The following is a 23897-nucleotide window of genomic DNA, read 5'->3' on the forward strand; positions in this document are numbered from 1 at the left end:
TTGTTTATAGCAAGAGAAAAGGGGAGCATCTATACGCTGGTGCTTCACAATTCCATCAGGCTGGCAGGAATCGTACTGATACTGGCAGTTATTTTCTGGGGAGTGGGATGGATTTTCATGCCGCAGAAGGTAGAACCCGCGGGAATCAAAAAACTGATCCGGAGAGTGGATTCGCTGGAGAATGACGATTATTCTTCTATTAACGTAGGAAAGACGCTGGGGAGAAGCGGCTATTTTGAAATCACGGATAATAAAGCTACGGTGCTGTATACGAGTGATTCCCGGCACAGAAATACTTACAACAGGGATATTCTGCAATATCTTCCCGTTGTTGACACGGATGTGGTATATGATCTGCTTCCTTTGGAAAACGGAGAACAGAAAGGCTCTCTTCTGATTCAGTATAATGATGATCAGCTTACCGGAATTGCGATGCTGGATGAAAACGGGAAGATTATTTACAGCGATCTGGATTTGAAGAACAGTCAGATTTCATCGGAAACGATGAATTATCTTTTCTATAAGGCGGACAGCAATAATCTTTTTATTCAGAAATACGAATTTACAAACGCGAAAGGAGAACAGCGATATCTTCTGATACACAGCAATTCAGATTCTGCCGGGACCGTGAATGCCCAGAGAGTGACCTTTGTCTTTTTCTTCGGCCTTTATATTATCCTTCTGGTGGTTCTGATTATTCTGACAGGGAGGAGGCTTTCCGCCAGGGTGGTGGCACCGATCCGAAAGCTGACAAGGGCCATTGATGAAACCGCCGGAGGAAACTGGATTCAGATCCATGAAGGCGAAGAGCCAAGGGAAATGCTTGAGGTAATCCGGTCCTTTAATCGTATGGAGGAGGCTCTGAGAAAAAGTGAAGAAGAGCAGAGGAAGCTTCAGGATCAGCGAAGACAGATGATCGCGGATATCTCTCATGATCTGAAGACGCCGATCACCGTGATTTCGGGGTATGTCAACGCCTTGCGGGACGGGTTGATTCCTGCGAAGGAACAGGGGAAATATCTGGAGATCATACAGAACAAGACAGAGCTTCTCACAGGTCTGATCAACAGCTTCAGTGATTACAGCCGGCTTGACCATCCGGGATTTCAGTTAAATATGGAACAGGGAGATCTTTGCGAATATATTCGGGAATATATTGCCGGGAGATATTCGGAGCTGGAGGTAGGGGGATTCGATCTGGAAGCAGATCTTCCGGAGGAAAGAATGGATGCCAGCTTTGACCGGATGCAGTTAAGGCGGGTGTTTGATAATATTCTGGGTAATGCGATAAAGTATTGCGGACCCGGAACAAGGCTTCGCATAGAGGCAGGCCTCGTCGTGAAAGATGACCGGAATTATCTGCGTGTCCTCATCGGAGACAACGGTCCGGGAATTCCGGAGAAATACAGGGCATCCATCTTTGACCCGTTTGTGGTCGGCAATGAGTCGAGAACCAGCGGAAAGGGAACGGGCCTTGGTTTATCCATCGCAAGGCAGATTGTGGAGCTTCACGGAGGCAGCATTTCTCTGACAGACCGGCCGGGATGCGTATATGAAATTTTACTTCCGGTGAATGAGAAAGGACGGACTTGATATCAACAATGGCAAAAGCTGGATTGAGCGGCTAAATGCCAATAACATCAGCTTCTGCTGTTCTTTACGCAACAAGGAGGAGAAAGCCCCATCTCAGGAGGAAGCATACACGATGTCTGCATCGGGCTTAGAGAAAACCATGGCTTGAGAGAAATGAGTAAAAAGGAAAAAAACGGGTGGAAAATAAGGAAAACCATCATAGAATGAGAGATTCCGCAGATTCTGCGAACGGGAAGAATCAGGTCAGACGGCTCACCGCCTCTGAACAGGTGGATCTTGAGGAAGAGATCCGTGAAATAGAGCAGGATGAGCAGGAAGGACTGGAGGAGCTGCAGAGGAGACGAAAACAGAGAGAGCGGCGCCGCCGCGAGGAGGAAGAGAGGCGCATCAGGTTCCGGAAAATAACCGTCCGGATTGTTGCCGGTGCAGCTGTGGCTTTCGCTATGATCGGAATCGTGAGCGGAGTCCGAATGTCTGCAAAGAGGTCCTCGTCGAATTACGGAAAAGATTCGTCGGCTGGTGTAACAGATACTTCAAGCACCGGACAGGAAAAAGTGACTGCAGGGTCCGAGTCAGTGAACTCAGGATCCGGAGGGAGAGCATATGACAGAAAAGACAGCATGGAGGTCCGTTTTTCTGCTGTGGGTGATAACCTGATATCGGAGCGGATGCTCACGCAGGCTGAGGAACGAGGCAGCGGAGGCTCGTATGATTTCAGCTATTTGTATGACGGCGTTTCCTCTTTTATTCAGGAGCACGAGGTGAACTGGATCGATGTGGAAACAGATATCAACAATGAAATCACGCCGTCGGGTTATCCGGAGTTTTCAACACCGGGCCAGGACGGGATTGATTTGTACAAAGCCGGTTTCAATATCTTCAGTCTCGCGAACAACCATATTTATGATCTTGGAACGGAAGGAATCAATGCGGCCGTGAAGTTCTGGCAGAACGACATGCCTTCGGGCGCGAAGTTCCTGACAACCGGTCTCTGGGAAAAAGACACGGACGGCAGCACGAGTTATACTGCGGGCTACAGCGATGCGGGCTTCAGCCCTCAGTTTGAAGTGAAGTACGATGATATTCCGATATACACCTGTTCAAATGGTAAGACCATAGCGTTTCTGACGTATACACAGATGACGAATGAGCTGGATGGAAGAGGAATATATGATGCGCCGTCAGATACGGACCAGAGGGTGATCTATCTGTATGAGACCTCGCTTATTGAAGCACAGATTGAGAAGGCGGATGAAAAAGCGGACGCTGTGGTTGTTGCGTGTCACTGGGGTGATGAGGACAGTCATGAGGTGACGGATTTTCAAAAGGAAATGGCCCAGAACCTTGCAGACTGGGGCGCCGACCTGATTATCGGTGATCATGCGCATGTCGTGCAGCCGGCCGAAATGCTGACAGCTTCCGACGGGCGTAAGGTTTTCTGCGCATACTGTCTGGGAAATTTTGTATCAACGCAGGAACAGCCTGACGAGCTGATCGGGACGGCGCTTGACTGTACGTTTCGTTTTCGCAAAGATGGCGCAAATGCATCAGAACCGGAGGTTACCGTCATTGATCCGGGTCTGGTGCCGATTATTACGGACTACGGGGAGAACGGAGCGGACGCGCATGTGGTTCTCCTGAAGGATTACACCGACGAACAGGCGAAAGCAAGCGGGATAAATGGTTACATCACGGATGGAACAGTATTTGATCTGGCTTACATAAAGCGTGTTCTGACAGACTCCATTGACAGCCGTTATCTTGATTTTTCAGACTGATGGGAATGATTGGAGAAGACAGGTTGCGGTATGGTCTGGCGAATGCGTCCTTGTCAGATTGCGTGTAGGATTCTGGAGGCGATAAGGCGGCTGCAGGGTGGACAGAGTGCTGCAGCTGCCTTCTGAAACATAGGGGAAGCTCCTGGAGGAGGGGGATACATCTGAGCCTGCGTGTAAATATTACACGCAAATTTTGACCAGTTCTGACAACGTGACTCGTCTTAAAAGACAAGCTTGTTAATGAATCTGTACAACAAATGGCGCCGGTACGGCTGAAAATGACCATTTGACGTTTTCGGCTAGCTGTCCACTAATTGGACAGGTGTCTCATTTTGTCCCACTGATTTGAAGGAATTGTTCTCGACATTTTTTTAGCGAAATTTTATAATTGTTGCAGTGTCAGATAAATGTTTCATCAGGAGGTTAATGAAGATGCCAAACGCAATCGTGCATGCTGCCGAGAGGAAAGCATTCGAGCTTGTATTAAATCAGGTAATCAAAACAGCAAATAAGGAAGATGGCTATATCAAGGTTATTGATACGGCGCAGAAATTCCTTGGAGATACATGGAAACCGGAAGCTTTTGACAATTTAAGAAAGACATTTACCAAGGGCGAAAAGTACGCAAACTTTTTTGATCGTATTCTTCGCGACGTTGACCCGGAGGTTGTAAAGGGTCTGTTCATGGCATTTGGATTCGAGGCCGGCTATGTTGGATACCATGAGACCAGAAAGAATGCGGAGAAATACAATATCAATGTGCCGTGGGTCATCCTTTTTGATCCGACTTCGGCATGCAACCTGCATTGTGTAGGATGCTGGGCATCTGAGTACAGCCGTGCGCTGAACCTCTCCTATGAGGATATGGACCGTATTGTCACCGAGGGAAAGGCACTGGGAACCCGCGGTTATGTTCTGACCGGCGGAGAGCCGATGGTCCGCAAGAAAGATATTGTGAAGCTCGCAAAGGCTCATAAGGACTGCGGATTTATGATCTTCACGAATGGAACTCTGGTAGATCAGCAGTTCTGTGATGACATGAAGGAATGCAAGAACATCGTGCTTTCCATGTCGATCGAGGGCCTTGAGGATGCAACAGATAACCGTCGTGGCGCAGGCGTATTTGACAAGGTTATGAAGACGATGGATCTTCTTCGCGAGAACAGACTTCCGTATGGTACTTCCATCTGCTATACCAGCGCAAACTATAAGGCGGTTACGAGCGATGAGTTCCTTGATTTCCTGATCGACAAGGGCGTTCTGTTCAGCTGGTACTTCCATTTCATGCCGACCGGAAATGATACAACAATGGAGCTTGTTCCGACACCGGAGCAGCGTGAGTATATGTATCACAGAATCCGTGAGGTCCGCGGATACCACGGAGGCAAGGAAATCTTCCTTATGGATTTCCAGAATGACGGTGAGTGGGTATCCGGATGTATCGCCGGTGGTAAGGCTTACTTCCACATCAATCCGAACGGTGACGCTGAGCCCTGCGTATTCATTCATTATTCCGGGGCGAATATTCACCAGAACAGTATTCTCGAGTGCCTGCAGCAGCCGCTGTTCAAGGCATATCATGACGGACAGCCGTTCAGCGACAACCTGCTTCGTCCGTGTCCGATGCTTGAGAATCCGGCAAAGCTTCGCGCAATGGTTCATGCGACCGGAGCTAAGTCAACCGATATGTCAGATCCGGAGAATGTAGACCATCTGACACATAAGGTTGAGGAATACGCGAAGAACTGGGCACCGGTTGCCGAGAAACTGTGGGCATCCGATCATCCGGATTATGTTCCGAAGACAGAGGATCAGATTCAGGGTATCAGCGACGAGGGCTGACAGAATCTGTCTGCGGCAGAAGAGAGATATTGAAAAGGAGTGTGTCAAGATTGACACACTCCTTTTTTGTGTGTAAGGTATGTGAGAGAAGATTTTAGGAAGGAACGGGCGGCATCGCGTCTGCCTGATCGCATATGGCAGCAAACAGGAAAAGAAGGGGAAGAAGCGGTGCACGTCACCGGGTGACGAGAGCGGAGAGGAGGAAGATTCTCCGAAACCGTATACTTGCGGGCATAGTGGTTGCCTTTACGGCAGCGTTTGTGGCGATTGCAGCATTCGGCAGCCACGCCGCAGAGGATAATCAGGTGTCAGAGCGCCTTTTTTCCACCTCATATTCAATGAGTGATATGTATAACGACTACAATTCAGCGGATTTTGCATTGGATGGGCAGAAGATGACGTATACGGACAGTGATCATTATTCCAGCCGTATCGGAATCGATGTTTCCGAGCATAATGGGGAGGTTGACTGGGAAGCTGTCCGAAATGCCGGCTATGAATTCGCGTATCTCAGAATCGGATATCGTGGATATGGCAGCGACGGTTCTCTTGTGGAAGACGCTATGTTTGAGACAAATTATGAGGGAGCCAGAAAGGCAGGACTGGATGTCGGCGTTTATTTTTATTCACAGGCGATTGATGAAGCAGAGGCGGAAGAAGAGGCAAAATTTGTGACGGATACACTGAACGGACGCCATCTGGATCTTCCGGCTGCGATCGACATGGAAACGGTGGAAGAGGGCGCTGCGCGGACCGATGGTGTCAGCGGTGACCAGTTCACGCAAAATATCAAGGCCTTTAGCCTCGCAATCGTGGATGCTGGCTATGAACCGATGCTCTATACGAATCTGCACTGGGAGTCGTTTACTCTGGATATGACAAAGCTCTATGATCTTCCGGTCTGGTTTTCCAATTACAGTGCGACGCCGGGCACTCCGTATAAATTCAGGGTATGGCAGTACTCGAATACGGGGACGGTTGATGGAGTCAGCGGAAGCGTGGATCTCGACATCGAAATGACGCCGACGGATGGTTCGGAAGCCTCTGCAGGTGCGGCCGTGGCCTCTTCGGGTTCTGCAGCTCTTTTCCGGGCCAAATGAAGAAAAAGGTAAGATAGATGAATCAGGAACTTCTGGACCGGCTTGGCAGAGTGACAGAGGAGGAACAGCGCATTCTGGACGGTACAGCCGGAATTGAAAAAAAGTTATATGCCTCCGGGGAGGAATTCACCATTGATTATGCGAAGCTGCTGGAGACCGGTCAGCTGATTACGGTGCGGACACATACAAGGTTTGCGCATTTCCCCATGCACAGGCATAATTATGTGGAAGTGATGTACATCTGCCAGGGCTCTGTGACGCATATCATCAACCACAAAAAGATCCGGGTAAGCCGGGGCGAGCTTCTCTTCCTGAATCAGTATACAAGGCATGAGATTCTTCCGGCAGGCAGGAATGATATCGCGATCAACTTTGTGATTCTTCCTGAATTTTTCGATGTTGCCTCTGAGATGATCGGAAGAAACAACGTTCTGGCTGATTTCATCGTCAATACGCTGAGACAGGATGAGAGACGGGGAGAGTATCTTTATTTCAAGGTCGCAGATGTGCTTCAGATACAAAATCTGATCGAAAACATGATCTATTCGCTGATTTCTCAGAAGGAGAATGGCGGAGAGCCCTTCCTGCTGCAGAGGATGAATCGGATCAATCAGACCACGATGGGACTGATTTTCCTGTATCTGCTGGAGGCGGTTCCGAAGGCAGGAACGATGGAACCGGATTCATATGAGAATATGATACTCATGACCTCGCTGCAATATATTGAGCAGAACTATCGGACCGCGACTCTGACCGAGCTTTGCGCTGGACTTTGCCTGCCTTCGCATACGCTGAGCCGTATGATTAAGAAGGCATCCGGAGTGAACTTTAAGGAACTGCTTCAGCGGAAACGCCTGAACAAGGCGGTAGGTCTGCTCTGCGACACGGACCTTCCGGTGAATGATATCATTGATGCGGTGGGGTATGAGAATCACAGCTATTTTCATAGGATTTTTCGCGAGAGATATCAGATGACGCCGAAGGAATTCCGGAGCCGGCACAGGAAAGACTCACGGATACGGCTTTAATACGATACTTATTAAGATGCGATACTTATTAAAGAGAGGAGCCATCCGTGACCGGAATGCCGGTTCGGATGGCTCTGCCGTTTTACTCTATATGATTCTGTGAGAAAGTTAGGAAGGAACAGAATAGTCTTATCCATCGAGGAAGTGAAGAAGAACCAGGATGGTTTTATCCTTCGATGGCAATGGTCTTTTTTGTTTCTTCCTTCTTCGGTACTTCTTTTGGAATACTGAGAGTCAGAATTCCATTTTCAAATTTTGCGTGTATGTCTTCCGGTTCGATGTTTTCACCGACATAGAAGGATCTGGTTACGGTGCCGGTATAGCGCTCACGGCGTACATATCTGCCGTTTTCATCCTTCTTGTCGTTATTCTCGTTTCTTGCTGCGGTGACCGTCAGATAACCGTCTTTAAGCTCGGCGTGTACCTCATCTTTTCCGTATCCCGGAAGTTCCATCTCCAACTGATAGCTGTCCTTTGTTTCCTTAATATCTGTATTCATGCGGTGAGCGGAAGCAGAAGGTGCGTTGAACCAACGTCCATTCCATGCCTGATCCATAAAGTCATCAAAAGTATCTCCAAAAAGTTCCGGCAGTAACATAAGTCATTCCTCCTTTATGTTTTTGATTTTCTGTAATACGAGGCGGCGATTCAGGAAGCCTGTTCCATAGAAGCGATCTTTCTGTGCTGCTTCTGTTTTGTGCCGTTTTATTGCTGTTGTTTTATTGGTACTATTTTATTGGCACTGTTTTATTGTTTCTTTATTGTTGTTTTATGAGTTCCTTCTTTTTGGAACAATTTTGTTATAACACTTGTTACTAGCACTGTCAAGTGGCGAGTGCTAATTTTTCTTAAAAAATAAAACATGATCGCGTGAAAAATCGCGCCGGCTGCAGGAACCGGCGCGAAACAGACTTCTTTTCGGTTATTTCGAGGCGTTTTCAACAGCCTCGAGGAGAGCCCTGGAAAGCTGGTCCGGACAGGAGGTGTTTTTAAATCCGCAGGTTGTACCCTTTAAGATGTCTGCGACTTCAGTTGCCTTGCGGCCCTCGACCAGACGGCTGATGCCGGAGAGATTTCCGTTGCAGCCTCCGGTAAAGCGTACATTTGTGAGAATGCCGTCATTGATGTCGAAATCAATGAGCTGGGAACAGGTTCCTTTTGTTTTGTACTGGTAATGCATAAAAATCCTTCTTTCTGTGCTTATGTGTAATGTTTATGTTATCTCTTTCGCGTGCCTCACACGCGCTCTTATATGTGACCTGCCTTCGTTTTTGAGGAGATGATCAGATCAGGAAGGTCACAGATTCGCCGGACGATTCCATCAGGATCTGTTACACTTCCGAATCCGTAGGATGCCCAGAGGAAGCGTATGGAGGGATCGGGGACTTTGCAATCATTGCGCGATGAATCAAAACATCCGTTTTCCTGTTTCTGCCGGGCCTCTTTCTTCAGGAGACGGTCCGCCTCCCTTGTCGCGTCAAAGTCCGCCTGAATATCGCCGATGTAAAGAGCGTTCTGAAGATGATATTCAGAAGCAATGCGATAGATATTATACGCCTTAAGTCTGTCTGTGTCTCCGGGACAGAGATGATCCGTGATATAGCAGCCAAGACCGGTCAGCCGGAGAAACTGCTCAATATAACCGCTCTGGCAATTACTGACGATGAAGCAGGGAATACCTGGTGGCAGCTGATGCGAGGCTTTTGTGCGGGGCAGACCGGCTTCCGATTCTCCGGATTTCCGGGGGTCGATTCCCGTGAGAGTCTGAAGAGTTCGTTCCAGTCCGTCATAAGGCTCGGGAGGGTTGCGGTCGATTGCAATTTCCTCGGCATCATACCATTGACGAAGGAGATCAGCCTTTTCTGCATCGGGAAGATCCGGAAGCAGATCCTTGGCGATAGTCTCGAGCGGCTTTCCGAATTCACGTCGCAGATCTTCGCTTACAATCCGCGAGCCTGAACCTCCGCCCTCCGGGTGAATCAGATGAAGGGGAGGGAGATGACGGGAGCGGTAGTCCCGGTTCATAGAATCCAGCACGGTATTCCATGCCTCGGCAACAATCGGCGTGGTATCCCAAAGCGTGCCGTCAACATCGAAGATGATTCCGTCTGTCTGCAGTTTGTTCATATAACCTCTTTTCTGTTTGACTCTTGTCTTCTGCTGCAGCTTCCGGATATCTGTGTCACCGGTATTCAGGCAGAAGCGGATGGCCGCGCCTGACGGGAAGTGGAGCTGCTTTTCCTATTGTATATAGGTTATGCGACAGGTGTCAATCTTTATTGCCGTCCAGATTGGGGATTAGGGATATAGCTTATGCGGCAGGTGCCAATCTTTATTGCTGTCCAGACTGGTGTATCGCCCTGAGTGGTTCGGAGTATCTGTTCGATTTACATTGAGTCTGTTATAATGACTCGAAGATGCCTCGGAGAATATCGTGTATAACTGCCAGGTAAAACAATGTGGATAATCAGAGGGTAGAAAATCAGAAGACAGCAGAATCGGAGGAATTTTCAGTGGACAGGAACTCAGAGAATGTGATTCCGGAGGAACTGAGTTTGAAGAAAAAAGTCTCGGAGGACAGGTTCGGGGAGATGCGGCGGATTATACTTCCTCTGGGCAGATGGTATCAGAAGAACAGGAGAGATCTTCCCTGGAGAAGGGAGAAAAATCCGTATCACACATGGATATCGGAGATTATGCTTCAGCAGACCCGGGTGGAGGCAGTGAAGGAGTATTACACTAAATTTCTGCTTGCGCTTCCCACGGTCAGAGACCTTGCGTGCTGCCCAGAGGACCGCCTCATGAAGCTGTGGGAGGGCCTCGGGTATTACAGCAGAGTCCGGAATATGCAGAAAGCCGCAATCCAGATCATGAATGATTTCGGAGGAAAGATTCCGGACGACGTGAAGACACTGAAAACCCTTAAAGGGGTCGGAGACTACACAGCCGGAGCAATCGCTTCGATTGCATTCGGAAAGCCGCAGGCGGCAGTAGATGGGAATGTACTCCGGGTAATAACCCGGGTACTGGCAGATTCCTCTGACATCACAAGGCAGAAATACCGCAAAGAGATTGAAGACAGTCTGACAGGGGTGATGAAGCTGGAGTTATCTGGCAGCACAGCAGAGAATCCGATTACACCCGGGGACTTCAACCAGGGCATGATGGACCTGGGAGCGACAATTTGTCTGCCGAAGGGGGTGCCGAAATGCGCAGAGTGTCCGCTTGTAAAGTGGTGCAAAGCGCATGAACAGGGGCGGGAGATGGATTTTCCCGTAAAGTCTGAAAAAAAGCCTCGCCGGATGGAGAACCGGACGATCCTTGTGGTGCGGGACGGAGACAGGGTACTTCTGAACCGAAGGCCGGAGAAGGGGCTGCTTGCAGGATTGTATGAGTTTCCGAACCTTGAGGGGAGCCTTAGCGAAGAGGAGGCGCTGAACAAGGTGAAGGAGCTGGGACTGCCGGCTCTTTATATTAGGAGACTGGCAGACAGCAGACATATTTTTTCGCATATTGAGTGGCAGATGAGAGGATATGAGATCCGGGTCGGCTCTTTTCCGGATCGCCTGTCCGTGGGGGCAGACGAGACTTCTGACAAGAAAGCGGGAGCCGGTCTGTTTTTTGCGGAGATTGATGAAATAAGAAGAAAGTATGCTGTTCCCTCCGCCTACAAGGCCTATGCGGACGCACTGAATCTGAACAGAGCAGAGAATGCCGGGAGCGCCGGATTGCAAAAGAGATAAATCCATGGGAATCAGCCCGTCAGGTCTTCTGTCAGGAAAAAACTGCATCTGCATAGTGGCATTTATATATTATCTGTCTCTGCTCACGAAACCGTGCCGGAAACAGGCGACCACCGAAACGGAGCCTCAAAGATCCGATACCATCTGCTCACGCAAGCGTGCCGGAAACAGACGGGAAGACGGCGTGAGCGGATGTTTGCGTAAAATGGAATGGCCGGAGGGGCAGGCGAAAACAGCAGACGGCGTGAAGGATGATGTGCGGAGAACAGCCTGTGTGATCGGGCAAGGATATGCGAGATTGCAATTTGACAGGTCTTGTGGCATTATAGAAACGGTATATTCTGCCGAATTGAAAGAAAGGTTTAACGGGAAGATGAAGTTACTCAGCGTTACTGTACCATGTTACAATTCCGAAAGCTACATGAGAAAGTGCATTGAATCTCTCCTTACCGGAGGTGAGGATGTTGAGATTCTGATCGTTGATGACGGATCGACGAAGGATCGGACAGCCGAGATCGCGGATGAATATCAGGAAAAATATCCGACGATTGTCCGGGCTATTCATCAGGAGAATAAAGGTCACGGCGGGGCTGTCAATACCGGAATCGATCATGCGACCGGACTTTATTTCAAGGTTGTGGACAGCGATGACTGGCTGGACAGAAGCGCTTTTGAAAAGGTGCTCGACGCTTTGCGGGGCCTTGCAAAGTCCGGCAATATCGTCGACGCTTTTTTTGCGAATTATGTGTATGAGAAGCAGAATCGGAAATATAGAAAATATGTGATGCGATACAGGATGTATTTTCCAGAAGGAAGAATCTTCGGATGGGATCAGGTAAAACGGATGAATGTGTTCCACTATGTGCTGATGCATTCGCTGATTTACCGGACAGAGCTGCTCAGGGAGGTGAAACTGAGACTTCCGGAGCATACATTCTATGTTGATAATATCTATGCGTTTGTGCCTTTTTCCAGGGTAAAGACCATGTATTATCTGAATGTCAACCTGTACCGCTACTTTATCGGCCGTTCGGATCAGAGCGTGAACGAGAAGGTCATGATGACGAGATTTCCGCAGCAGCTCCGGGTTGCCTATCTCATGCTGGATTACTTTGAACAGTTCCATAAACTTCGCCTTCATCCGAAGCAGAGAGAATTTTTGATCCATGATGTATTGATCATCATGATGATAACGACTTCCATGATGATGCGTTCCGAAGACCCGGAGATGCTGAAGGAAAAGGCTCCGCTGTGGAATCGTCTGAAGAAGGTCGATTATATGGCGTTTCTGAAAATTCGTGCCAGCGCGTCCGGTGTGGCGCTGAATCTTCCCGGGGAGGGTGGACGAAAAGTAGTAAAGAAAGGGTATCATGTTCTGGAGAAGGTCTTCGGCTTTGACTGATTCGGGAATGGTGCGACAGGTGCTTATCACAGAATGAGAATAGGAACAGGATATGATGTACACAAGCTGACAGAGGGGCGGAAGCTGATCCTCTGCGGCGTTGAAATACCTTATGAGAAAGGGCTTCTGGGGCATTCTGACGCCGACGTTGCTCTGCATGCCATCATGGATGCGCTTCTCGGTGCTGCTGCGATGAAGGACATCGGCTATCATTTTCCGGATACAGATCCTGCATATGAGGGCGCATCCAGTATGGATCTGCTCCGAAAAGTCGGCGGGATGCTTGAAGACGGCATGTACATTATTTCGAATATTGACTGCACGATCATCTGCCAGAGGCCTAAGCTGAGGCCGTATCTGGATGAGATGGCCGGAAACGTCGCGGAAGCGCTTGGCCTGCTTGAGGATCAGGTGAATATCAAGGCAACTACGGAGGAAGGCCTCGGCTTCACAGGGAGCGGAGAAGGAATTTCCGCGCAGGCGGTGTGCCTGATTGAACGAGCGCTGGAGCAGATGCCGGATGACCGTATGGAAGGCTCCGGACATGGATGCGCTTCCTGTCCGATGCGTACGCTTGCCAAGACCGAAGCGGATGTCCGGTAATTGTCAGACAGTTCCCGGACGCGGATCCGGATACAGGTCCGTGTGATCGGATACAGATTAAATCGGATGCAGATTAAATCGGATAGAGATAAAATCGGATGCAGATTAAAAATCGTATACATATTAAAAAGCGGATACAGATTAAACCGGATGCAGATTAAGCCGGATACAGATTAAAAGAGAAGAATCCGGTCACAGCGTGACCGTTATGATATTTTACAGGAGGCATACCAGATGTCAATCAGATTTTATAATACACTGACAAAGACGAAACAGGAGTTTAAACCGATCACACCGGGTAAGGTCACGATGTATGTATGCGGACCGACCGTTTACAACCTGATTCACATCGGCAACGCGAGACCCATGATCGTGTTTGATACGCTTCGGCGCTACCTGACTTACAAGGGCTATGATGTGAACTATGTGTCGAACTTTACCGATGTCGATGACAAGATCATTCAGAGAGCGAATGAGGAGGGAGTAACGGCGGCGGAGCTTTCGCAGAAGTATATCCGGGAGACGAAGAAGGATATGGCAGACATGAATGTTCTTCCGGCCACGACGCATCCTCTCGCGACGCAGGAGATCGATGGTATGATCCGCCTAATCCGGGATCTTGAGGAAAAAGGATTTGCCTACAATGTGAACGGGACCGTTTATTTCCGCACCAGAAAGGATCCGGGATATGGCAAGCTCTCCCATAAGAATCTTGATGATCTGCGTTCGGGATTCCGGGATCTTAAAGTAACGGGTGAGGCTGAGAAGGAAGACCCGCTCGATTTTGTACTGTGGAAACCCAAAAAGGAGGGGGAACCCTTCTGGAAAAGCCCCTGGGGAGATGGAAGGCCGGGCTGGCACACCGAGTGCTGCGTGATGTCCCGAAAGTATCTGCACGCGACCACTATCGACATTCATGCAGGCGGAGAGGATCTGATCTTCCCGCATCACGAGAATGAGATTGCCCAGGTGGAATGCGCAACCGGTCAGGAGTTTGCTCACTACTGGCTCCACAATGCGTTCCTGAATATCGATAACGTGAAGATGTCGAAATCACTTGGAAATTTCAAGACAGTGCGTGAGGTCGGTGAGCATTATGACCTTCAGGTTCTCCGTTTCTTCATGCTCTCGGCGCATTACCGAAGGGTTCTGAACTTCAGTGCCGATATCATGGAGGCCGCAAAGGCTTCCCTTGGCAGAATCCGAACCGCGGTGAGCACCCTGAACGATCATATTGCCGGGGCAAAGAGCGTGTCCCTGACGGAGGATGAGAAGAGAAAGCTCGGCATCGATGAAGAGGGAAGAAGAATCCCGTTTGAGCTCAAAAAGGACCCGATGACCGGAGCAGAGATCTGGCCGGAGGATATGCGGCGTTTCCGCCTTGAATTTGAGAAAGCGATGGACGATGACCTGAATACGGCGGACGCCGAGACAGCGATTTTTAATCTCGTGAAATTCGCGAATGTAGAGGTCACCGCGGACAGTTCCCGGGAGTTCGCTGAGGCGGTGAAGAAGGAAATTGTCGAACTGTCCGATATTCTCGGACTGATCGTCGATGTCAGAGAGGAAGCTCTGGACGAAGAGATCGAACAGAAGATTGCTGAACGGAACGCGGCCCGCAAGGCGAAGGATTTTGCAAAGGCAGATGCCATCCGTGATGAGCTTCTCGCAAAAGGCATCATATTGAAGGACACCCGGGATGGCGTGAAGTGGGAGAGAAAGTGATCTTTCCGGAAGATTGATGTGAGCGGGAAGAATCGGAAGAAACAGCAGAGGTGAAACAGGAGAGGACGTGATTTTTCCGGAAGGATTGCCTGTGACGGAAGAAAAGCAGAAAAAACCAGAAGAAAAGCAGAAGAAAAGCAGAAGAAAAGCAGAGGGAAAACAGATTGGATGAGAGAGAAAATCTGGCGGCGGAGCTCGTCCGCAATCTGGAGGAAAAATATGCGCTTCCGGATTTTGACGCGAAACAGTATTCACCGCTGACGCTTGCGTATATCGGAGACTGCATCTATGAGCTGATCATACGGACGCTGCTTGTGCGGGAATCAAATGCTCCTGTGAATAAGCTTCATCGAACGGCCAGCAGCCTTGTCAAGGCGGAGACACAGTCGGAGATGATCGGTGTGTTCGAGGAGAGAGATCTCCTGACAGAGGATGAGAAGCGTGTATTTCATCGGGGCAGGAATGCCAAGGCATATACGCACGCAAAGAATGCGAGTATTCAGGAGTACCGGAGAGCTACAGGCTTTGAGGCTGTCTGCGGATACCTGTATCTGAAGGGAGATGTCGGAAGACTGGTGGAACTCGTCAGTACAGGGATATCAGAACATTACCGGAATCTCGGAGAATCTCCCTTCCGTATTGCGGAAAAGGAAACAGATCCGGACAACCACACAGGGAAGACGGCAAAGTCATAACCGGATCTGCACACGCTTTGTGGCAGGTGGCCTGTCTGCGCTTTCGGAGATTTCGGAGAGGTAGAACAGTAAACTCCTAAGCCCCGCAGGCGGGGTACCACATACTGTATAGGCTGCGGCTTGCTCCGTGCTGCGTACTTTCGCAATTCCAGACGGACAGACACACAGGAGGAGGATGTGATGAGAAATTCGTATAATAACAGTGGATCTTCGAGAGAACAGAGGCCGGGTGCCGGAAGGCATGGCGGCGGTTTTGACAGATATCGAGAGGAAGGATCTGGGAGAAGCGGAGCTTATAAGAGCAATTTGAGGGATGAACCCGGAAGAAGTGGCGGTTATAGAGGTGTATCCCGGAAAAATGACGGATACAAAGGAATGTACGGGAAAAACGGAGGCAATGAATCGTCTGGGAAAAACGGAAGTTATAAGGATCTAAGAAGAAGGGAAAGAACGGAGAAAACAGCAGCGCGGCGTCAGACGGAGGCGGACCGGGAGTTCGAGGAGAATCCGAACCGTCTGGAGGGCAAAAATGCGGTACTTGAGGCCTTCCGTTCCGGCCGGAGCGTAGACAAGGTCTATCTGCAGGAAAACCTTCATGATGGGATGATCATGACAATTGCGAGAGAGGCCAGAAAAGCCGGGACAATCATCAGCTACGTTCCGAAGGAAAGGCTGAACATGATGTCTGAGACCGGAAGCCACCAGGGGGTGATTGCGATTGTCGCCTCTTATCCTTATGCTGAGGTTTCCGACATGCTGAAGGCGGCAAAGGAAAAGGGAGAGAAACCTTTCCTCTTTCTTCTGGATGGTATTGAGGATCCGCACAATCTCGGAGCCATCATCCGTACCGCGAATCTTGCGGGGGCGCATGGCGTAATTATCACGAAACACCGCGCGGTAGGGCTGACTGCGACCGTCGCAAAAGCCTCTGCCGGCGCGATTAACTACACGCCGGTCGCGAAGGTCACGAATCTTGCGGCTGTCATCGACGAACTGAAGAAAGAAGGCATCTGGTTTGTCTGCGCGGATATGGGCGGAACCCCGATGTATGACCTGGATCTCACCGGCCCCATCGGACTTGTCATCGGAAATGAGGGAGAGGGTGTGAGCCGGCTGGTCAGGGAAAAGTGCGATTTTGTCGCTTCGGTTCCAATGAAGGGAGATATCGATTCCCTTAATGCATCCGTGGCGGCTGGTGTGCTGGCCTATGAAATTGTTCGTCAGAGACGCTGAAGTATCCGGCAATCGTAGAATTATCCGTTAGATACAGAGGCTCGCGGCAGCCACAGAATGCTATTACGTCTGCACGCGAGGCGGTTGATTCAGGTTAGATACGCAGAGGCTCGCGGCAACCACAGAATGGCCTGGCAGAAACCGTGAGGCTTCAGACAGCAAATTGTTCTTCAATAAATATACAGGATTATGAAAAACAGTGAGTACGAGGGAGTTCCGGACGAGGAACTGATTCGCCGGCTTCGCAGCGGCGAGACCGGGATCGAGGATTTTCTGCTTGAAAAGTACAAGAAAACGGTCCGTTCTCTGGCGAGGGAGCTTTACCTGGCCGGCGGAGACAGGGAGGACCTGCTGCAGGAGGGAATGCTCGGGTTGTTCAAGGCAATCCGGGATTATAACCCGGACGAAAATGCATCGTTCCGGACCTATGCCGGACTTCTGATTTCCAGGCAGATGTATACGGCTGTGCTATCCGCAAGCCGGCAAAAGCACAGGCCGCTAAACAGCTCGATTTCCATCAGCGAGCTTCAGGATAACCGCAAGGACGCGGAGTTGGGTGCCGCGGACAGTCCGGAGAATATTTTGATTGATTTTGAAAATGCCAGAAATCTCCGGGATGAGATCAATCAGGCACTGAGCCGGATGGAGAGAGAGGTTCTCGAATTATATCTGGACGGGTTGGATTATCATGAGATTGCCGGGAGAATGAACCGAACCCCGAAATCCATAGACAATGCTCTCCAGAGAATCCGCGGGAAGGTGCAGCAGATTGTCGTTCGAAAGGGTCTATGAGCAGGCAGAAGGAATTCAGCCCCGGTGTCAGAATCCGGCTTTCGGATCCGGTCAGTTTGTCAGAATCCGGTTTCCGGATCCGGTCAGGCCAGCAGATTCCGGATTCTTTACAAGGAACTTCGCGTATGCTAAAATTAATCTAACTATGTCATCATCCTTTCCTGACGAAAGGTAACGAGGATAAATATGGAGAACAAAAAGGTTACCCACTCCGCCAGGCTGGTACTCCGTCTATGGAATGTCGGCCTGTTTGCACTTGTATGGGCATTCTTTTATAACGACTACGCGTTTGATACCTACAAGATACCCGGCATGATCGCCAGTATCCTGATCTTTTATATCATTTACAATCTCCTTTGCAGTGTGTACAAGGCGTTCCGTATCGCGTCCACAAATATGGGAGAGATCGTCTTTTCGCAGTTTATTTCCTTTGCCATTACGGATTTTATCCTGTATGTGGAGTGTTGTCTGATCTACAACCAGGTGGTCAATATTCTGCCGGGAGCTTTTATTGTTTTGCTTCAGCTGGTCGGAACGATAAACATTGTCGTTTTCACGAAGCGGTACTTCATGAAGCATGTCGCACCGCAGAAGACGCTGGTACTTTACGGGAAAAAGATCAGTCCGGAGGAGGTGCTTGCATTTGAACAGAGACTTCTGAAGAAATACAAGCATCTGTTTTCCGTTATTTATACCGAGAGAGAGGAGATCGGGGAAGAAATACTGCTGCAGCACATGCAGGGCTGCTGCACCGTCATCATGTATGGCGTTACCTTTGAGACAAGGGCGGCTGTTAGCGAGATGTGCATTGAGCACAAGAAGAATTTCTACTACACCCCTGAGCTTCTGGATATCTTTGGCCTAGGCTGTGAGCCGAAGCATCTTCTGGATACTCCGCTGATGAAGTATGAGTATAACTATAATAACAAGAAATATCAGGGGATAAAGCGTGCGCTGGATATTATTTTTTCTCTGTTTCTTATCATCGTCACGTCTCCTGTCATGCTGGTTGTCGCCATCTGCATCAAGGCAGAGGATCACGGGCCGGTATTCTTCCGCCAGAAGCGCTATACCAAGGACGCGAGGGTTTTTGAGATCCTGAAGTTCCGGAGTATGGTTGTCGATGCGGATAAGTACGGAGTCCTTCCGACAACGGACAGGGATCCCAGAATTACAAGGACCGGACGGGTGATCCGGAAGTTTCGGCTGGATGAGTTCCCCCAGTTTTTCAACATCCTCAAAGGGGATATGAGCTTTGTCGGCCCAAGACCGGAGCGGGTGGAGCACGTGGACGAGTACGTCAGGGAAATACCGGAATTTCGTTACCGGCTTTCGGTCAAGGGCGGACTTACCGGCTACGCTCAGGTATTCGGCAAGTATAATACCTCCGCGCATGATAAGCTTCTTCTTGATCTGATGTATATCGAGAATCAGTCCATTCTGATGGATGTCAAGCTGGTGCTTTTGACTGCGAGAACCGTATTTCAGCCGGAAAGCACGGAGGGCTTTGATCAGGAAGCCCAGCAGAAGATGAACGAAAAAACCAGGCAGAATGAGGAACAGCACGGCAGCTGAGAGACGTGATTTGTGTATGGCGCGGAGAACAGACAGCGAGAAGAACAGGACAGTCTCTGTGGGGAAGCAGCGGCTTCTGCCGTCGGATTTTTGCCAGGTATTATCCTGATATTTTTGGAAAGGGATCTTTATGAAGGTTGCGATCGTAACGCATTCCTCAACATTTGAAGACAGAGCAGAAGCGGTAGCCCAGTTTTTCGAGGAAAAAGGGCATACCGCTGTTCGCGTTTTTTCAGATTTCGATCATCATGGCAAACGAACGGTTCAAAGAGAAGCGGAAAATCATGTCTACATCCACCTCAGACCATATACCAGGAATCTTTCGCTTACGCGTCTCATGGCAATCCGCCGATTTGCGCTCGACGCAGGGGCATATCTGGAATCTGGGGGCTTCGATCTGATTTATTTTATGATTCCTGCCAATTCCTTTGCTGCGGAAGCAGAACGGATTCGCAGGAAAACAGGCGTTCGTGTGATTTTTGACCTGATTGATCTCTGGCCGGAATCGCTCCCGCTGAGGGCGGCAGCTCACCTGACGCCGATCCGGAGATGGAGAAATCTTCGGGATCATCATCTGGGATGTGCTGACGTGATCTTCACGGAATGTGGTTTTTATCGGGAACAGCTTGATTTACCAGAGAACAGAACATATACTCTTTACTGGTGCAAACTTTCCGGTGATAATAAATATAGAGCGTCAGGCGAAAGGATTCGGACAGATCCCGGAGGAGCGCCAAATCCAGAGAAGACAGCTGTCCATGATAACGCAACCCGTGATAATGTAGCTCGTGACAATATAGCCCATGATAACGTAGCTCATGATAACATAGCCCATGATGTCATAGCCCATGATGCTGTGGTTGATGATGCCGTGGTCAGAAAATCGTCGTGTCCGGAGCAGAGTCTCCGCATTGCGTACATCGGCGCAATCAACAATATCATTGATATTCCGAGGATTGCGTATCTTCTGGGGGCGTTGAACCGCCGAAGGAAGGTTATTGCGGATATCATCGGAGAGGGAGAGCACAGAGACGATTTTATCCGGGAGCTCCGGAACAGCGGTGCCGAGACTGTCTGCCGCGGAGCGGTCTATGAGGAAGACCGGAAGGCAGAGATTCTTTCCCGCTGCTGTCTTGGCATCAATGTGATGCGGACGGATGTGCATGTCGGATTGTCAATGAAATCCATTGACTATCTGTCATATGGGGTTCCGCTGATCAACAGCATCAAGGGAGATTTATGGGAATTTGCGTCGACATGCGGTATTGGTGTAAATATTCCCGACAACCTGATGACGATGACGGAGGAAGATCTGAATCTGATCCTGGACAGACTGATTGCAGTTGCGGAAGATCCGCAGGCGCGCAGGAAATGCGTGGATTTGTACCGCAGGAATTTTACACAGGAGGCGTTTAACCGGACGCTCGAACGGGCGCTGGAGGAGCAGAAGCTTTTGCCGCGGTCTTCCATAATTGCGTAACAGGGGGAACAGGCAGCACACGAATACTTCGCATTCGGCTGCGGCTCACTGTTCGCGTAAATAAAACCGGTTAACAGAGACATTGGTCAAGAAATAACTCGGTTAACAGAGAAAATGGTCAACAGCGAAACAGGTAACAAAAGAAAAAAGATAAACAGAGTACAGAAAGGCATTGATATGAAAGGAATCATTCTGGCAGGCGGATCCGGAACCAGGTTATATCCGCTGACTAAGGTGACATCGAAGCAGCTTCTCCCGATTTATGACAAACCCATGATCTACTATCCGCTCTCCGTTCTGATGAACGCGGGGATTCGTGATATACTGATCATTTCAACGCCGGCGGACACGCCGCGCTTTGAGGAGCTTCTCGGAGACGGGCATCAGTTCGGCATCTCGCTGCAGTATAAGGTGCAGCCGTCTCCGGATGGTCTCGCTCAGGCTTTTATCATCGGAGCGGACTTTATCGGGGATGAGCCGGTTGCCATGATCCTCGGAGATAATATTTTCGCCGGCCATGGGCTGAAGAAACGCCTGAGAGCTGCCGTGGAAAATGCGGAAACCGGAAAGGGAGCTACGGTGTTCGGCTATTATGTCGATGATCCGGAGAGATTTGGCATCGTGGAGTTTGACAGGGACGGAAGAGCAGTTTCCATCGAAGAAAAGCCGGCGAAGCCCAAGAGCAATTACTGTGTGACCGGACTGTATTTCTACGACAACCGCGTGGTGGAGTATGCTCAGAAGTTAAAACCGTCGGCAAGAGGAGAGCTCGAGATCACGGACCTGAACAAGATCTATCTGCAGAATGGGGAACTGAATGTCGAGCTTCTGGGACAGGGATTTACCTGGCTGGACACCGGTACACATGAGAGTCTTGTGGATGCCACAAACTTTGTAAAGATCACAGAGCAGCATCAGCACCGCAAGATCGCCTGCCTCGAGGAAATTGCCTATCTGAACGGCTGGATCACAAGAGAACAGGTACTCCGGGAGTATGAGGAGCTGAAGAAGAATCAGTACGGCCAGTATCTGATGGACGTTCTGAACAACAAATATGTCGATATCCTTCACAATGACTGAAGTGTGACGGGAGTAAAGGAGAAAATCATGAATATTATCGTTACCGGCGGTGCCGGATTTATCGGAAGCAATTTTATTTTCTATGAGCTGGAGCAGCATCCGGAGGACAGGATCATCTGCCTGGACAAGCTGACCTATGCCGGCAACCTGTCTACGCTGGCGCCGGTTCTGGAAAAGCCGAATTTCCGCTTTGTCAAACTTGATATCTGTGACAGAGAGGGAGTTTACAGACTGTTTGAGGAGGAAAAACCGGACATCGTCGTGAATTTTGCCGCGGAGTCTCATGTGGACCGTTCGATCGAGAATCCGACGATCTTCCTCGAGACGAATATCATCGGAACCTCGGTGCTGATGGACGCCTGCCGCAAGTATGGCATTCACAGGTATCATCAGGTTTCTACGGATGAGGTTTACGGAGATCTTCCGCTGGACCGCCCGGATCTGTTTTTCCATGAGGATACACCGATTCATACCTCCAGTCCTTACAGCACATCCAAGGCATCCGCGGATCTTCTGGTTAACGCATACCACAGAACCTATGGGCTTCCGGTAACGATCAGCCGCTGCTCAAACAACTACGGCCCCTATCAGTTTCCGGAAAAGCTGATTCCTCTGATGATCGCGAATGCACTGGCGGACAAAAAACTCCCGGTTTATGGAGAGGGCCTGAATGTACGTGACTGGCTTTATGTGGAGGATCACTGCAAGGCCATCGACCTCATCATGCGGAAGGGAACAGTTGGAGAGGTCTACAACATCGGCGGTCACAATGAGATGCACAACATCGACATCGTAAAGCTGATCCTGGATTATCTGGGTAAGCCATATTCTCTGATCGAGCATGTCACCGACCGAAAAGGCCACGATCAGAGATACGCCATTGATCCGACCAAGATCCACAATGAGCTCGGCTGGTTGCCGGAGACGATGTTCAAGGATGGAATCAAGAAGACCATTCAGTGGTATCTGGATCACAAGGAATGGTGGGAGAACATTATTCGTGGCGATTACCAGAACTATTATAATGAGATGTACGGGAAGAAAGAGGTTATCGGCTGATGAAGGTATTTGTGACAGGCGTGGCCGGGCAGCTCGGACACGATGTAATGAATGAGCTGGCGGCAAGAGGCCTGGAAGGGGTAGGAACGGATCTTGCTCCTTCCTACAGCGGTATCAATGAAGGATCAGCGGTAACCAGGATGCCGTATGTATCCCTCAATATAACGGACGAGGATGCGGTGGATCGCGTCATTTCCGAGGTGAAGCCGGATGTCATTGTGCACTGTGCGGCATGGACTGCGGTTGACGCTGCCGAGGATGAGGAAAACAGGCCGAAGGTTATGGCGATCAATGTGGACGGAACGAGGAATATCGCCCGCGCAGCGCGAAAAGCGGATGCAAAGATGGTCTACATCAGCACGGATTACGTGTTTGACGGACAGGGAACAGAGCCATGGAAGCCGGACTGCAGGGACTACGCTCCGCTCAATGTGTATGGAAAGTCAAAGCTGGGAGGGGAGCTCGCCGTCTCTGAGATCCTTGAGAAGTACTTCATCGTGCGGATTGCCTGGGTATTCGGACTGAACGGTAAGAATTTCATCCGGACGATGCTGAATGTAGGCAGGACGCATTCGGAAGTACGCGTGGTAAATGATCAGATCGGAACGCCGACCTATACGCTGGATCTGGCGCGGCTTCTGGTGGATATGATCGAAACCGATAAGTACGGATATTATCATGCCACGAATGAGGGCGGATATATTTCGTGGTATGACTTTACAAAAGAGATATACAGACAGGCCGGCATGCAGACCAGAGTCACCCCGGTTACTACCGCGGAGTACGGACTGTCGAAGGCGGCGCGGCCCTTTAACAGCCGCCTGGATAAATCGAAGCTTGTTGAGAATGGCTTTCAGCCGCTTCCGGACTGGAAGGATGCTTTGCATCGTTTTCTGGTTGAGATCGGTGAGATCCGCTGATATCGGCGAATGTGGCGGACAGATATAAACACCATTGAATCCGCTGTGACAGTAAAGCCGGCGGATGTGAGCGGGCATTGAAAGCCGGATCAAAGAGAAAAGGAACAGTCGCATAAAACCTGGGATTCCGAGAGGAAAGAAACCGTTTTACTGCGGTCGTTCCTTTTTGCGTTCGCGCGTGCATTCGATCACAGACCAGTGCTGACGCAATGTATACAGGCAGTGATCCGCAACAGACATTTTATCAGG

At 49.8% G+C, this 23897-nt stretch carries 21 protein-coding genes; 18 read left to right on the top strand and 3 right to left on the bottom strand.

Annotated elements, in window-relative coordinates; genetic code table 11:
* The 6 genes from ACTQ3A_RS00115 (at window position 1) to ACTQ3A_RS00140 (ending at window position 7341) form a co-directional block, all read left to right on the top strand.
* Window positions 1-1593 (top strand): HAMP domain-containing sensor histidine kinase, encoded by a 1593-nt coding sequence (locus ACTQ3A_RS00115; RefSeq protein ID WP_441495206.1) that lies wholly within the window; start codon window positions 1-3, stop codon window positions 1591-1593.
* On the top strand, window positions 1574-1741 hold the full coding sequence (locus tag ACTQ3A_RS00120) for a hypothetical protein (protein ID WP_441495207.1): 168 nt from the start codon (window positions 1574-1576) through the stop codon (window positions 1739-1741). Before ACTQ3A_RS00115 ends, ACTQ3A_RS00120 begins: the two co-directional genes overlap by 20 nt.
* A gap of 55 nt (window positions 1742-1796) precedes the next feature.
* On the top strand, window positions 1797-3371 hold the full coding sequence (locus ACTQ3A_RS00125; protein ID WP_441495208.1) for a CapA family protein: 1575 nt from the start codon (window positions 1797-1799) through the stop codon (window positions 3369-3371).
* Between the two features lie 432 nt (window positions 3372-3803).
* On the top strand, window positions 3804-5213 hold the full coding sequence (locus ACTQ3A_RS00130) for a radical SAM protein (protein ID WP_441100709.1): 1410 nt from the start codon (window positions 3804-3806) through the stop codon (window positions 5211-5213).
* Between the two features lie 134 nt (window positions 5214-5347).
* Window positions 5348-6313 carry a glycoside hydrolase family 25 protein gene (locus ACTQ3A_RS00135; protein ID WP_441494242.1) on the top strand — a complete coding sequence of 322 codons (966 nt, stop codon included), beginning with the start codon at window positions 5348-5350 and terminating at the stop codon, window positions 6311-6313.
* Between the two features lie 17 nt (window positions 6314-6330).
* Window positions 6331-7341: an AraC family transcriptional regulator gene (locus ACTQ3A_RS00140; RefSeq protein WP_441100707.1), complete on the top strand. Its 1011-nt coding sequence runs from the start codon at window positions 6331-6333 to the stop codon at window positions 7339-7341.
* A gap of 166 nt (window positions 7342-7507) precedes the next feature.
* Here ACTQ3A_RS00140 and ACTQ3A_RS00145 read toward each other — a convergent pair whose 3' ends face one another.
* From ACTQ3A_RS00145 to ACTQ3A_RS00155, 3 genes are all read right to left on the bottom strand, one after another.
* Window positions 7508-7939, bottom strand: a complete 432-nt coding sequence (locus tag ACTQ3A_RS00145) for an Hsp20/alpha crystallin family protein (protein ID WP_441100706.1) — start codon at window positions 7937-7939, stop codon at window positions 7508-7510.
* Between the two features lie 324 nt (window positions 7940-8263).
* On the bottom strand, window positions 8264-8521 hold the full coding sequence (locus ACTQ3A_RS00150; RefSeq protein WP_441100705.1) for a TIGR03905 family TSCPD domain-containing protein: 258 nt from the start codon (window positions 8519-8521) through the stop codon (window positions 8264-8266).
* Window positions 8522-8589: 68 nt separating this feature from the next.
* Window positions 8590-9468 (bottom strand): HAD family hydrolase, encoded by an 879-nt coding sequence (locus ACTQ3A_RS00155; RefSeq protein WP_441494241.1) that lies wholly within the window; start codon window positions 9466-9468, stop codon window positions 8590-8592.
* A gap of 386 nt (window positions 9469-9854) precedes the next feature.
* Here ACTQ3A_RS00155 and mutY point away from each other — a divergent pair, with 386 nt between their 5' ends.
* From mutY to rfbD, 12 genes are all read left to right on the top strand, one after another.
* The gene (mutY, locus tag ACTQ3A_RS00160; RefSeq protein WP_441100703.1) at window positions 9855-11084 is read left to right on the top strand and encodes an A/G-specific adenine glycosylase; all 1230 of its coding nucleotides are present in this window, start codon (window positions 9855-9857) and stop codon (window positions 11082-11084) included.
* Between the two features lie 373 nt (window positions 11085-11457).
* Window positions 11458-12486, top strand: coding sequence for a glycosyltransferase family 2 protein (locus tag ACTQ3A_RS00165; RefSeq protein WP_441494240.1), 1029 nt, complete (start codon window positions 11458-11460; stop codon window positions 12484-12486).
* 33 nt (window positions 12487-12519) lie between these two features.
* Complete coding sequence (gene ispF, locus ACTQ3A_RS00170; protein ID WP_441100701.1) at window positions 12520-13089, top strand: 2-C-methyl-D-erythritol 2,4-cyclodiphosphate synthase; 570 nt, start codon at window positions 12520-12522, stop codon at window positions 13087-13089.
* Window positions 13090-13329: 240 nt separating this feature from the next.
* Window positions 13330-14814 carry a cysteine--tRNA ligase gene (gene cysS / locus ACTQ3A_RS00175; RefSeq protein WP_441100736.1) on the top strand — a complete coding sequence of 495 codons (1485 nt, stop codon included), beginning with the start codon at window positions 13330-13332 and terminating at the stop codon, window positions 14812-14814.
* Window positions 14815-14978: 164 nt separating this feature from the next.
* Window positions 14979-15509 (top strand): Mini-ribonuclease 3, encoded by a 531-nt coding sequence (locus tag ACTQ3A_RS00180; RefSeq protein WP_441100700.1) that lies wholly within the window; start codon window positions 14979-14981, stop codon window positions 15507-15509.
* Window positions 15510-16025: 516 nt separating this feature from the next.
* Window positions 16026-16742: a 23S rRNA (guanosine(2251)-2'-O)-methyltransferase RlmB gene (gene rlmB / locus ACTQ3A_RS00185; RefSeq protein WP_441100735.1), complete on the top strand. Its 717-nt coding sequence runs from the start codon at window positions 16026-16028 to the stop codon at window positions 16740-16742.
* A 189-nt stretch (window positions 16743-16931) separates the two neighbouring features.
* Complete coding sequence (locus ACTQ3A_RS00190; RefSeq protein ID WP_441100699.1) at window positions 16932-17534, top strand: sigma-70 family RNA polymerase sigma factor; 603 nt, start codon at window positions 16932-16934, stop codon at window positions 17532-17534.
* Between the two features lie 186 nt (window positions 17535-17720).
* Complete coding sequence (locus tag ACTQ3A_RS00195) at window positions 17721-19109, top strand: exopolysaccharide biosynthesis polyprenyl glycosylphosphotransferase (RefSeq protein ID WP_441100698.1); 1389 nt, start codon at window positions 17721-17723, stop codon at window positions 19107-19109.
* Window positions 19110-19239: 130 nt separating this feature from the next.
* Entirely contained in the window at window positions 19240-20589 is a 1350-nt protein-coding gene (locus ACTQ3A_RS00200) for a hypothetical protein (RefSeq protein WP_441494239.1), read from the top strand.
* A 177-nt stretch (window positions 20590-20766) separates the two neighbouring features.
* A complete protein-coding gene (gene rfbA / locus ACTQ3A_RS00205; protein WP_441100696.1) occupies window positions 20767-21669 on the top strand; it encodes a glucose-1-phosphate thymidylyltransferase RfbA in 903 nt (300 codons plus the stop codon).
* Window positions 21670-21696: 27 nt separating this feature from the next.
* Window positions 21697-22728 carry a dTDP-glucose 4,6-dehydratase gene (gene rfbB / locus ACTQ3A_RS00210; RefSeq protein WP_441100695.1) on the top strand — a complete coding sequence of 344 codons (1032 nt, stop codon included), beginning with the start codon at window positions 21697-21699 and terminating at the stop codon, window positions 22726-22728.
* Complete coding sequence (gene rfbD / locus ACTQ3A_RS00215; protein WP_441100694.1) at window positions 22728-23648, top strand: dTDP-4-dehydrorhamnose reductase; 921 nt, start codon at window positions 22728-22730, stop codon at window positions 23646-23648. The genes rfbB and rfbD overlap by 1 nt, the downstream gene beginning before the upstream one ends.
* Window positions 23649-23897: the final 249 nt, after the last annotated feature.

It is taken from the genome of Bilifractor sp. LCP21S3_F8, assembly GCF_052117805.1.
Classification (GTDB): Bacteria; Bacillota; Clostridia; order Lachnospirales; family Lachnospiraceae; genus Bilifractor.

Bases quoted from the DNA above. Each gene is read 5' to 3' on its own strand.
- ACTQ3A_RS00120 (WP_441495207.1), top strand. From the start codon at position 1,574: ATGAGAAAGGACGGACTTGATATCAACAATGGCAAAAGCTGGATTGAG.
- ACTQ3A_RS00125 (WP_441495208.1), top strand. From the start codon at position 1,797: ATGAGAGATTCCGCAGATTCTGCGAACGGGAAGAATCAGGTCAGACGG.
- ACTQ3A_RS00130 (WP_441100709.1), top strand. From the start codon at position 3,804: ATGCCAAACGCAATCGTGCATGCTGCCGAGAGGAAAGCATTCGAGCTT.
- ACTQ3A_RS00135 (WP_441494242.1), top strand. From the start codon at position 5,348: ATGGCAGCAAACAGGAAAAGAAGGGGAAGAAGCGGTGCACGTCACCGG.
- ACTQ3A_RS00140 (WP_441100707.1), top strand. From the start codon at position 6,331: ATGAATCAGGAACTTCTGGACCGGCTTGGCAGAGTGACAGAGGAGGAA.
- ACTQ3A_RS00145 (WP_441100706.1), bottom strand. From the start codon at position 7,939: ATGTTACTGCCGGAACTTTTTGGAGATACTTTTGATGACTTTATGGAT.
- ACTQ3A_RS00150 (WP_441100705.1), bottom strand. From the start codon at position 8,521: ATGCATTACCAGTACAAAACAAAAGGAACCTGTTCCCAGCTCATTGAT.
- ACTQ3A_RS00155 (WP_441494241.1), bottom strand. From the start codon at position 9,468: ATGAACAAACTGCAGACAGACGGAATCATCTTCGATGTTGACGGCACG.
- ACTQ3A_RS00165 (WP_441494240.1), top strand. From the start codon at position 11,458: ATGAAGTTACTCAGCGTTACTGTACCATGTTACAATTCCGAAAGCTAC.
- ispF (WP_441100701.1), top strand. From the start codon at position 12,520: ATGAGAATAGGAACAGGATATGATGTACACAAGCTGACAGAGGGGCGG.
- ACTQ3A_RS00190 (WP_441100699.1), top strand. From the start codon at position 16,932: ATGAAAAACAGTGAGTACGAGGGAGTTCCGGACGAGGAACTGATTCGC.
- ACTQ3A_RS00195 (WP_441100698.1), top strand. From the start codon at position 17,721: ATGGAGAACAAAAAGGTTACCCACTCCGCCAGGCTGGTACTCCGTCTA.
- ACTQ3A_RS00200 (WP_441494239.1), top strand. From the start codon at position 19,240: ATGAAGGTTGCGATCGTAACGCATTCCTCAACATTTGAAGACAGAGCA.
- rfbA (WP_441100696.1), top strand. From the start codon at position 20,767: ATGAAAGGAATCATTCTGGCAGGCGGATCCGGAACCAGGTTATATCCG.
- rfbB (WP_441100695.1), top strand. From the start codon at position 21,697: ATGAATATTATCGTTACCGGCGGTGCCGGATTTATCGGAAGCAATTTT.
- rfbD (WP_441100694.1), top strand. From the start codon at position 22,728: ATGAAGGTATTTGTGACAGGCGTGGCCGGGCAGCTCGGACACGATGTA.